The sequence below is a fragment of the Streptomyces sp. WELS2 genome (genome assembly GCF_013870595.1).
Lineage (GTDB): Bacteria > Actinomycetota > Actinomycetes > Streptomycetales > Streptomycetaceae > Streptomyces.
The window spans coordinates 1-10,172 of sequence record NZ_JACBWZ010000164.1 but is presented as its reverse complement, the minus strand read 5'-3'; the positions used below and the strand labels follow the sequence as shown (position 1 = coordinate 10,172).

The window sequence follows — 10,172 nt, the reverse complement described above, 5'->3', positions numbered from 1 at the left end:
ATCCGGCGTTCGAGGGGTGAGGACGCACAGCCGGGGCGGTATGCCCGGGTCACTCCGCTGTGAACTCGTACTGCACTTCGTAGAGGTGCCCCGCCTTGACCATGACGGTGGCTTCGATGGGACGGTCACCGTCGCTGTACACGACACGCAGGGTCCGCAACACCGGAAGGCCGCTCGGCAGGCGCAGTGCCTGGTACTGCTCCTGGGTCGGTACTCGCGCGGAGACGCGGTCCACGCTCAGGCGCGGCGGAAAACCGAGTTCGGCGAGCAGGGCCGGGGTGCCGCCCCTGATCTTCCGCTTCTCCGCGATGGCGGTCCCTCTGGCGAGCGCCGAGGGATAGTACGACTTGACCAGTTCGACCGGCTCCCCGTCGATGGAGAGCACCTGGTGTCGCAGGAACACCGTCTCGTCGTCGGCGATGCCCAGGACCGCCGCGACGTCGGCGGGAGGCCGGACCTCACTCACGCCGAGGAGGGTGCTGCGGGCTTCGGAGCCCAGCTTTCCGGCCTTGGTGAGCCAGCGGAACGGCTCCCCGGGCCCGGCCGGAGTCATGTATGAAGCGGGGCGCATGGTGCGCTGCCGGTGCGCGCGGACGGTGACGGAGGCTCCGGCGCGACCCACCACGAGTCGTTCGTCCTTGAGCAGCTGAAGCGCCTTCTGGATGGTCGCGTTGGAGGCATTGAACTTGGCCTTGAGCTGAGCGGTCGACGGCAGGGCGGAGCCCGGTGCCAGGTTGCCGCTCATGATGTCGTCCCGCAGATCGGCGGCGATCCGCTCGTGCAGGGACCGCCGGTCCTCGGCGCCGGTATCCGTAGTGGGCACGATCATCCGATCCGCATCTCGTAGCGCAGTCGCTGTCTGTGGGCCGGCATGACCATCATGTCGACCTGAATGGGCCGGTCCCCGCCGTCCAGAGTGACCCTGCTCAGGGTGAGGACCGGCGCGTCGGGGGCCAGCCGCAAGGCGTCACGCTCCTCCGCGCTGGGCAGTCGAGCGGTCACGTCCTCACGCACACGCCTGCCGACGTGGCCGAGCTCGGCCAGCAGGGTCACCGCTCCACCGGGGATCTTTCCTCTCTCGGCGAGAGGAGTCCCACGGGCCACGTGGGCGGGATAGTACGTGTCCGTCAACTCGCATGGCTCACCGTTGAACTGAATGATCCGTCGGCGTACGACAACCGTCTCCCCCACGGGTACACCCAGGAGAGCGGCGACTTCCCTCGGGGCGGGCACCTCCCCTGCCCGCACGATGCGCTGACTGCCCTTGCCGCCGCGCGCAGCGGCCTCGGCTCCCCAAGCGTCCGGCTGCCCCTGCTCCCGTGGCGTCAGGTACGGCATCGAAGTACTGACCCACAAGCTGTCGCCCACAGTGTCCTCCTGAGTCGGTCGCCGACCTTGCCGGTTTACACGGTAAGTGACGCACATCGGTGACGCCCTAACGGGTGACCAACCTTACTGCATTTCGCGAAAGGCGGTATGGTGGCACCGATCGTGCAACCTACAGCGAGGTGGTGGTGCGGCATGTCCCTCTTACGGCAACGACGTTTTCCCCGCTCTCCCAGATCCGTCAGAGCCGCCCGGGCGTTCGTGCTCGAAACTCTGACGCAGTGGGGATACCTCGACCGGCATGACGACGTACTCATCTGCGTCTCGGAGTTGGCCACGAATGCCGTACTGCACGGCGTGCCGCCGGGGCGCGAGTTCTGCGTGGGGGTTGTCGGGGGCGACTCATTGATCCGCATCGAGGTGCGGGACAGCGGAGGCGGAGACCCGGAGATCGTGCGCGGCCCGGCCGAGGGGTGCGGGGGCAGGGGGCTTCACATCGCGAGTTCCCTTGCCGACGGCTTCGGCGTCACCCGGCAGAACCCCGGCGAGATCGTGTGGACGGAATTCAAATGCGGTCTTCCGGCCGCACCGGAGGTGCGCAATGGAAGCAGGTGAAAGGGCGCGGCTCGATGCGTACTTCACTCGGATCGCCTCCCGCTTCAGTCCCGGGGAGCGGCCGGCCGCCTTCCTGATCACCCATCTTCTGCCCGAGCGCCCGGCCTTCGTCCGAGCGGTGGCGTGTGTGACGGACCTCAGGGCGGTGCTGCCCAAACCGAAATCCGTGCACCCGGAGGCCCAGTGCGAAATCGAGCGCAACGGGCACGTGTGCGACAAACTGTCCCGGGGACTGTTCGCCCATCGGTGTGGTGGAGGACACCGAGAACGGGCATCGCCGGTACGCCGAGCTGGGAAAACTGCCCTGCCCAGTCGTCTCGGTGGCACGCTCGCCGCTCAAGGAACCCGAGGACTTCCTCGTAGGCCAGTCGGTCGTGTTCTCGACCGAGGCCCTCATGCGGAGCCGGGGCGACATCCTGCACGGCCGTACCGCACTCGTCATCGGGTTCGGCAAGCTCGGGTCGAGCATCGCCCGCCTGCTGCACGCCAAGGGTGTACACGTGACGGTGTCGACGTCGATCCCGTTCGCCGTACACAGGCGCTGTCCCAGGGCTTCACGGTGGCGCGGGCACTCGCGAACGGGCTGGAGGGCGCGGGGCTCGTTCTCTGTGCCACCGGAGCGCTCTCGCTACGAGGCGAGGACTTCGGCCGGCTGCGCAACGGTGCGTACGTCGCCACCGTGACGAGCAGCGAGGACGAACTGGAACTCGCCGGCCTCGCCGACGTGTACGAGCGCACGCAGGTCGGTCCGCACCTCACCCGGTACCTGACGACAGGGCACTACTTCTACCTCCTCAACGGCGGCAACGCCGTCAACTTCCTGCACGGCGCCAGCGTGGGACCGTTCACTTCAACCAGTGAGGACGCAACGTGCCCATCACAGCCGACCACATCCGTGCGACCGTCGACGCGTACCTGGATGCCCGCCCGCAGGAGAAGGAGCGGCTCGCCTGCCTCACGGCACTGCTGGACGACCCGGCGGCGGACATCACCAGTCGCAGGGAGTTCCGGGGGCACGCTACGGCGGGAGCGGTCCTGGCCGATCCCGCCGGACGAGTCCTCCACATCGAACACCTGTCCCTGAAGCGCTGGCTGCTGCCCGGCGGACACCTCGAACCGGGCGACGCCACCCTCCTGGCCGCAGCGCTACGCGAGCTGACAGAGGAAACCGGCATCCCTGGCTCGGCTGTCGTCCCGGTAGGGGAGTGCCCCGTACACATCGACGTCCACCCGATCCCGGCCAATCCCGCCAAGGGCGAGCCGGATCACCGGCACTTCGACTTCCGGTTCATGTTCCGCACGGCGGCCGACGTCGGTGAGCTCCAGACCGAGGAGGTGACGGACGCAGCCTGGCGCCCCGTCGCGCGATCGAGGACGAGACGCTGCGCGACCGGGTGCTGCGCGCCTTGCGCTGAGGGGACCGCGCATACGAAAGGGCGCCCGGTGCGAAGACCGGGCGCCCTTCGGGGGTGGGTCAGCGGGTCGTCGCCGCCGCGTCCGCCGCCTGGGCCTTCAGGGCCCGTTCGACGCCGGCGCGGGACTCCGAGACCAGGCGGCGCAGGGCCGCGTTCGGCTCGGCCGTGGACAGCCAGGCGTCCGTCTTGGCGAGGGTGTCCTCGGAGACCTGGACCGCCGGGTACAGGCCGACGGCGATCTGCTGGGCCATCTCGTGCGAACGGGACGCCCACACGTCCTTGAGGACCTCGAAGTACCGGTCCGTGTACGGCGCGAGCAGCTCCCGCTGGTCGGTCTGCACGAAGCCGCCGATCACGGCCTCCTGCACGGCGTTGGGCAGCTTGTCGGAGTCGACGACCGAGGCCCACGCCTCCGCCTTCGCCTCCGGCGTCGGACGCGCGGCGCGGGCGGTGGCCGCGTGCCGCTCACCGGCCGCCGTCTTGTCCCGCTCGTACTCGGCCGCGATCTCCGTCTCGTCGTACCGGCCGACCGCCGCGAGCCGCTCCACGAACGCCCAGCGCAGCTCGGTGTCCACGGCCAGGCCCTCGATGGTCTGCGTGCCGTCGAGCAGGGCCTCCAGCAGGTCCAGCTGCTCGGGCGTGCGCGCGGTCGCCGCGAACGCCCTCGCCCAGGCCAGCTGGTGGTCGCTGCCCGCCTCGGCCGCCCGCAGATGGGCCAGCGTGGCGTCGGTCCAGCGGGTCAGCAGCGCCTCGCGGGCGGACGGGTCGGCGTACAGGTCGATGGCCAGCTTCACCTGGCGGTGCAGCGACTGCACCACGCCGATGTCGGACTCCTTGCCGATGCCGGACAGCACCAGGGAGAGGTAGTCGCGGGTGGCCAGTTCGGCGTCCCGGGTCATGTCCCAGGCCGACGCCCAGCACAGCGCGCGCGGCAGCGACTCGGCGAAGTCGCCGAGGTGCTCGGTGACCACCGCGAGCGACCGCTCGTCCAGCCGGACCTTGGCGTACGACAGGTCGTCGTCGTTGAGCAGCACCACGGCCGGGCGGCGCTTGCCGGTCAGCTGCGCGACGGCCGTCAGCTCGCCGTCGACGTCCAGCTCGATCCGGTCGGTGCGCACCAGCTTGCCCGCGTCGGACAGGTCGTACAGGCCGATCGCGATGCGGTGCGGGCGCAGCACCGGCTCGCCCTTGGCGCCGGCGGGCAGCGCCGGGGCCTCCTGGCGTACCGCGAAGGAGGTGATGACACCGTCGGCGTCCGTCTCCACCTCGGGGCGCAGGATGTTGATGCCGGCCGTCTCCAGCCACTTCTTCGACCAGGTCTTCAGGTCCCGGCCGGAGGTCTCCTCCAGGGCGCCCAGCAGGTCCGACAGGCGGGTGTTGCCGAAGGCGTGCCGCTTGAAGTACGCCTGTACGCCCTTGAAGAACTCGTCCTCGCCGACGTACGCCACCAGCTGCTTGAGCACGCTGGCGCCCTTGGCGTAGGTGATGCCGTCGAAGTTGACGAGCACGTCGTCCAGGTCGCGGATGTCCGCCATGATCGGGTGGGTGGACGGCAGCTGGTCCTGCCGGTACGCCCACGTCTTCATGGAGTTGGCGAACGTGGTCCACGAGTGCGGCCACTTCGAGCCGGGCGCGGCGGCCTGGCAGGCGATCGACGTGTACGTGGCGAACGACTCGTTCAGCCACAGGTCGTTCCACCACTCCATGGTGACCAGGTCGCCGAACCACATGTGGGCCAGCTCGTGCAGGATGGTCTCCGCGCGCACCTCGTACGCCGCGTCGGTCACCTTGGACCGGAAGACGTACTGGTCGCGGATGGTCACCGCGCCCGCGTTCTCCATCGCGCCCGCGTTGAACTCGGGCACGAACAGCTGGTCGTACTTCTTGAACGGGTACGCGTAGTCGAACTTCTCCTGGAACCAGTCGAAGCCCTGCCGGGTGACCTCGAAGATGGCGTCCGCGTCCAGGAACTCGGCGAGCGAGGGCCGGCAGTAGATGCCGAGCGGCACCGACCGGCCGTCCTTCTCGTACACGCTGTGCACCGAGTGGTACGGACCGGCGATCAGCGCGGTGATGTACGTCGAGATCCGCGGGGTCGGCTCGAAGGACCAGACGTTGTCCTTCGGCTCCGGCGTCGGCGAGTTGGAGATGACGGTCCAGCCCTCGGGCGCCTTCACGGTGAACCTGAAGGTGGCCTTCAGGTCCGGCTGCTCGAAGGAGGCGAAGACGCGACGGGCGTCCGGCACCTCGAACTGCGTGTACAGGTACGCCTGCTCGTCCACCGGGTCGACGAAGCGGTGCAGGCCCTCGCCGGTGTTGGTGTAGGCGCAGTCCGCGACGACCCGCAGGATGTTGGGGCCCTCGAGCAGCCCGGGCAGCGCGATGCGCGAGTCCTTGAAGACCTCGGCGGGATCGAGCGGGTCGCCGTTGAGGACCACCTCGTGGACGGTGGGTGCCACCAGGTCGATGAAGGACTCGGCGCCGCCCCGGGCCACGTCGAAGCGCACCGTGGTCACGGACCGGTAGGTACCCCCACCCTGCGCGCCGGAGAGGTCGAGATCGATCTCGTACGAGTCAACGGTGAGCAGCTCGGCCCGCTGCTGCGCCTCTTCGCGAGTCAGGTTTGTGCCAGGCACGCGGTCATCTCCTCGTTATGTGTCGGTTGCGTCATCCTTCCATGGGAGTGACGGGGAACGCGATGTCCGGTTCCCGCCGGTGCCCGTGGCGCCGGGGACGTGCACCGGGGAGGGCGCGCACACGCGGAAGGCCGTCCGGGGACGGCCTTCCGTGTGCCGCTGGTCCGCGTCGCCCGCTCACCTCACCACGATCACCACGACGCCGGTGCCGACGAGTCCGTTGCGGAAGCCGTTGCCGAAGCGACCTGGTCGGTGTCGCCGGCCGGCTCGGCGAGTCCGTGCGGCACACCTGGCAGCGGCGCGTCACGCCCTACCTCTGCCTGGAGGAGGTGCCGCCGTCGATCACCGGCGTCCCCGACGTCGTACCCGGCTGGCAGGACCTGGCGATCCTCTCCGCGCACCTCGACGGGCGGCTCCCGCAGACGGCCGGCGCCATCGGGCGGGACCGGATCGAGCAGTGCGCCCGGGCCGTGGCCGAGACGCCCGAGTGGGTGCGCGGGCGGCTGGAGGTGTACGCGGAGATGTTCGGGCTCCGCTTCGAGTCCGCCGACGCCCCGGGAGAGCGGGCCGGGGAACGGGAGGGGACGGCGTGACGCGGACCGGTCCGCACGATCACGGGGTGCCGTACGCGGAGGTGGACGCCGGTGTCGTCGACGCCGCCCTGTTCACCCAGGAGCCCGCCCCGGACGGACGCGGGGTCATCGTCTCGGGGAGCTGTCCACGCTGTCACGGCCCCACCCGGACGCTGTTCCCGTGGGCCCGGCCGGGGACGGGGTCGAAGGGCGGGCCGGGACGGCTCCTGCGGAGGGGCACGACGGGCAGGGCGGAGGACGGGCCGGAGCCGCTGCTCGCGGAGGTGCACCTGTGCGAGTGCGGCCACGCCCACCCCCAGTGCCCCCCGGACACGCTGTACGTCGGTTGCGGCGCGAGCTGGCGGATACGGCGATGAGCACGCGTTCCGACCGTCGCTGGGCCGAACTCGCCCGCGAACTGGAGTTCACCAGGCTTCCGGAGCTGCGCCGGCAGGCGGAAGGGTGGCGCACCGGCCTCACCGGTCTGACGGCCCTGTTCGCGGTCCTCGTGCTGCTGAAGGGGCGGGACGACCTCGCCGACCTGTCCGAGGCGGCCCGCGCGGGCGCCACCGGGCTGCTGTTCACCGCCTTCGTGCTGCTGGTCGCGGGATCGCTGCTGGCCGTACGGGCGGCGCACGGGACCCTGGAGCGCGAGATCCTGCTGGGCGGGCAGGCACTGCGCCGCTGGACCGAACGGGAGGTGGCACGCGTGACCCGGGCACTGGTCTGGGCCCGCGTGTGCTGCGTCCTCGGAGTCGTCCTGGTCGTCGGCGCGCTCTTCGTCGCCTGGGTGACGACACCCGGTTCCCCCGGGCGGCCGGTGATCGTGCGGACCGGCACCGACGTGATGTGCGGCGACCTGATCCGCGCCGACCGCCACCACGTGGAGCTCCGCTCCGGGACGAACGGCGAGGTCTCCGTGCCCTGGTCGGCCATAGCGAGCCTGGAACCGGGCGAGACCTGCGACAAGGCGCCGTAGGCGGGCCGGAGCAGGGTCCCCGGCAGGAGATGTCCCCCGCCCCCGCCGGACCCCCACACCGGGTGCCGGGCTTATTCGGTTGCCGCCGCCCGCGCCCCCGGATAGGAAGCTCGCATGCTGAAAGGCCGCGAGGTCGGGCTCCGGGCCCGGCACGAGGACGACATACCGGTGCTGCGGGCCGGGCTCTACGACGACGTGGTCATCCACTCGCGGGCCCAGGGCCGGGCGTGGCGGCCGATCACCTGCGGGGCGGAGGACGCGCCGTTCACGGTGGACGACACGGACCTGCTGAACGCCCCGTTCTCCGTGGTGGAACTGGACGGCGGCACGCTCGCGGGCTCCGCGGTGCTGTGGGACATCGACACCCACAACCGGTCGGCGCACATCGGGCTGGGGCTGCTGCCGTCCGCCCGCGGCAAGGGGTACGGCACCGACGTGGTCGCGGTGCTGTGCCACTACGGCTTCGTGGTGCGCGGCCTGCACCGGCTGCAGATCGAGACACTGGCGGACAACACCCCGATGCTGCGCGCCGCCGGACGCAACGGCTTCGTCCGCGAGGGCGTGCTGCGCTCCTCGGCGTGGGTGATGGGCGGCTTCCTGGACGAGGTGCTGCTCGGGCTCCTCGCCCGCGACTGGACCCCGGACGCCGGGCGTCAGGCCCTGTCGTGACCCCCGCCCCTCCCCTCCCTCCGCCCGCACCCACCCCGCAAGGGCCTCCCCGCCCCGCCCGGCGCATCCCCTGGAACGGCGAAAAGGCGCTGTTCCAAGGGCTCCGGAGCGCAAGTTAGCGTGAAGCGCAGGCAAACCGGGCCGGTCTGACAAGCACGCGCGGGGCCGCCCCGCGGGGTCGCTCAGGAGGCGCTGTGACCGATGATCACGACTTCCGGGAACCGCTCGGCCGGCTCTCCGCCAAGGCGGGCCACCACCCGTACACCGCCTTCGACTGGCCGGCCGCGCTGCCCGGGGACGAGTACTGGTTCTCGCCGGAGCTGCTCTCCGTGCACGGTACGGAGTACGCCGACGAGCTGAGCGACGAGCAGCTGTGCGCCCTCAGCCGCTGGGAGAGCGTCAACTTCCACAGCCTCAACGTCCACGGCATCCGCGAACGGCTCATCGAGGTGACGCGGCGCGTCCACACCCCCGGCTTCGAGGTGCCGTCCGAGTTCTTGCACCACTTCATCGGTGCGGAGAACGAGCGCATGTGGTCCTTCGCCGCCTTCTGCATGAAGTACGGCGGCCGGATCTACCCGGACGAGAAGCTCCGGCCGCCCCCCGCCGGCGAGGACCCCGCGCTGGAGGACTTCCTCGTCTTCGCCCGGATCCTGCTCTTCGAGCGGATCGTCGGCCCCTACCACGTACGGCTGGCAGCCGACGCCCGCCTGCCCCCGGTCGTCCGGCGGCTCGACCGGATCCGCCACCAGGACGCGGGCCGGCACAACGCGTCCACGGTGCGGCTGGTCCGGCTGCTGTGGGAGCGGCTGGCGGAGTCCGGGCCGGGCGAGGAGGAGCGCCGGGCCGCCGACCGCCGCCTGTCCGAGTACCTGCGCACGACCATGGCGTCCTTCTACAACCCGGCCGCCTACCGCGACGCGGGCCTCGCCGACGGACCCGACCTGCGCAAACGGCTCCTGGACCACCCGGTGAGACAGGCCGCGCACGCGCGGGTGCTGCGCGATGCGACCGACTTCCTGCACGGGATCGGGGTGCCGGTGACCGTGTGACCCTGCACTGTCAGCGGGAGCCGCCCTGCCCGGGGCCGTCGAACGTGATCCCGTAGAAGTCACGCCCTTGACATGCGATCCCCCATCGCTCGTCGCCGCGTTCAGCGGCTGACGAGGGACTTCCCGGCCCGGAGGGCACTTTCCTTGCAGGCTCCCTGCAACTCCCTTGCGAGGGGCTCCGGGCGGGCGTCCGGTCAGCTCCGGGCGAAGAACTCCACCTCCGCGAGGGCCAGGTGGCGGCCCCGGGCCAGGCCGGCCGGGGAGTCCAGGACCAGGCGGACCGTGGTGACGTCGCTGAATCCGGTGGGGATCGTCTGGGGGCCCGGCTTGTCGGCGAGGGTGACCTGCTTGCGGTGCACCTCGCCGTCGCGCGTGGTGATCTCCATGTCCATCCGCAGCGCGCGTGCCTCGTCGGCGTAGGCCTCCGGGGACGTGGACGCGCCGTTGGTGATGATCACGTCGACCAGCCGGAACGGCTCGCCGAAGGTGTAGGTCACCGACGCGCCCGGGGCAGGCGCGCCCCAGTAGTGGTTGCTCACCCCGTCCGTGGTGTTCCTCGCCGGATGCCCGGACACCTCGGCGCTCGCCTTGATGCCCACCGGGGTCACGGCCTTGGGCTTGCCCAGCTTGTCCCGGGTGTCCTCGAACAGGGCGCGTCCGGCCGGCAGCAGGAAGAGACCGGCCGCGCACAGCGCCACCAGCACCCCCAGGATCACCAGCAGCCGCACCCCGCGGCCCGAGCCGGCCCGCACCTTGCGGCGCAACGGCCACACCGTCCGCCACCACGGCAGCGGGGCGGGCTTCTCCGCCGGGCTCAGCTCGGTCGCGCAACGCCGGCAGAAACGGCGGCCCGGCGGGTTGGGCGTACCGCAGGACGGGCACGGCCTGCCCGCCCCCTCCTACGGCGC

11 protein-coding genes and 2 pseudogenes are annotated in these 10,172 nt (G+C 71.0%); 8 read left to right on the top strand and 5 right to left on the bottom strand.

Going from position 1 to position 10,172, the window contains the following annotated elements:
* Nucleotides 1–49: 49 nt before the first annotated feature.
* A complete protein-coding gene (locus H5J33_RS12960) occupies nt 50–829 on the bottom strand; it encodes a GntR family transcriptional regulator (RefSeq protein WP_181795052.1) in 780 nt (259 codons plus the stop codon).
* The gene (locus H5J33_RS12955; RefSeq protein ID WP_181795051.1) at nt 826–1,368 is read right to left on the bottom strand and encodes a GntR family transcriptional regulator; all 543 of its coding nucleotides are present in this window, start codon (nt 1,366–1,368) and stop codon (nt 826–828) included. The genes H5J33_RS12960 and H5J33_RS12955 overlap by 4 nt, the downstream gene beginning before the upstream one ends.
* Before the next feature lie 153 nt (nt 1,369–1,521).
* Between H5J33_RS12955 and H5J33_RS12950 the strand changes: the two genes are divergently transcribed.
* The 3 genes and pseudogenes from H5J33_RS12950 to H5J33_RS12940 form a co-directional block, all read left to right on the top strand.
* On the top strand, nt 1,522–1,941 hold the full coding sequence (locus H5J33_RS12950; RefSeq protein WP_181795050.1) for an ATP-binding protein: 420 nt from the start codon (nt 1,522–1,524) through the stop codon (nt 1,939–1,941).
* Between the two features lie 559 nt (nt 1,942–2,500).
* Nucleotides 2,501–3,025: a hypothetical protein gene (locus H5J33_RS38670; RefSeq protein ID WP_399552818.1), complete on the top strand. Its 525-nt coding sequence runs from the start codon at nt 2,501–2,503 to the stop codon at nt 3,023–3,025.
* Nucleotides 2,908–3,246: pseudogene (locus H5J33_RS12940) on the top strand (NUDIX hydrolase); the annotation flags it as partial. The gene H5J33_RS38670 and the pseudogene H5J33_RS12940, both read left to right, overlap by 118 nt.
* A gap of 169 nt (nt 3,247–3,415) precedes the next feature.
* Here the strand turns inward: H5J33_RS12940 and pepN are convergent.
* Complete coding sequence (gene pepN, locus H5J33_RS12935) at nt 3,416–5,992, bottom strand: aminopeptidase N (RefSeq protein WP_181795049.1); 2,577 nt, start codon at nt 5,990–5,992, stop codon at nt 3,416–3,418.
* Nucleotides 5,993–6,270: 278 nt separating this feature from the next.
* On the opposite strand from pepN, the gene H5J33_RS12930 reads away from it, so the two are divergent.
* From H5J33_RS12930 to H5J33_RS12910, 5 genes are all read left to right on the top strand, one after another.
* A complete protein-coding gene (locus H5J33_RS12930; protein ID WP_258565042.1) occupies nt 6,271–6,585 on the top strand; it encodes a hypothetical protein in 315 nt (104 codons plus the stop codon).
* Complete coding sequence (locus tag H5J33_RS12925; RefSeq protein ID WP_181795048.1) at nt 6,582–6,941, top strand: hypothetical protein; 360 nt, start codon at nt 6,582–6,584, stop codon at nt 6,939–6,941. The genes H5J33_RS12930 and H5J33_RS12925 overlap by 4 nt, the downstream gene beginning before the upstream one ends.
* Entirely contained in the window at nt 6,938–7,543 is a 606-nt protein-coding gene (locus H5J33_RS12920) for a hypothetical protein (RefSeq protein ID WP_181795047.1), read from the top strand. Before H5J33_RS12925 ends, H5J33_RS12920 begins: the two co-directional genes overlap by 4 nt.
* 114 nt (nt 7,544–7,657) lie before the next feature.
* The gene (locus H5J33_RS12915; RefSeq protein WP_181795046.1) at nt 7,658–8,212 is read left to right on the top strand and encodes a GNAT family N-acetyltransferase; all 555 of its coding nucleotides are present in this window, start codon (nt 7,658–7,660) and stop codon (nt 8,210–8,212) included.
* Nucleotides 8,213–8,406: 194 nt separating this feature from the next.
* Complete coding sequence (locus tag H5J33_RS12910; RefSeq protein WP_220212287.1) at nt 8,407–9,264, top strand: diiron oxygenase; 858 nt, start codon at nt 8,407–8,409, stop codon at nt 9,262–9,264.
* Between the two features lie 194 nt (nt 9,265–9,458).
* Here H5J33_RS12910 and H5J33_RS12905 read toward each other — a convergent pair whose 3' ends face one another.
* Together H5J33_RS12905 and H5J33_RS37405 are read right to left on the bottom strand one after the other, a co-directional pair.
* Nucleotides 9,459–10,028, bottom strand: coding sequence for an NADase-type glycan-binding domain-containing protein (locus tag H5J33_RS12905; RefSeq protein WP_258565041.1), 570 nt, complete (start codon nt 10,026–10,028; stop codon nt 9,459–9,461).
* 57 nt (nt 10,029–10,085) lie between these two features.
* A pseudogene (locus tag H5J33_RS37405) lies at nt 10,086–10,139 on the bottom strand (zinc-ribbon domain-containing protein); the annotation flags it as partial.
* Nucleotides 10,140–10,172: the final 33 nt, after the last annotated feature.

Excerpts from the sequence above, each read along its gene's own strand:
- H5J33_RS12960 (WP_181795052.1), bottom strand. The coding sequence starts at position 829 with ATGATCGTGCCCACTACGGATACCGGCGCCGAGGACCGGCGGTCCCTG.
- H5J33_RS12915 (WP_181795046.1), top strand. The coding sequence starts at position 7,658 with ATGCTGAAAGGCCGCGAGGTCGGGCTCCGGGCCCGGCACGAGGACGAC.
- H5J33_RS12920 (WP_181795047.1), top strand. The coding sequence starts at position 6,938 with ATGAGCACGCGTTCCGACCGTCGCTGGGCCGAACTCGCCCGCGAACTG.
- H5J33_RS12950 (WP_181795050.1), top strand. The coding sequence starts at position 1,522 with ATGTCCCTCTTACGGCAACGACGTTTTCCCCGCTCTCCCAGATCCGTC.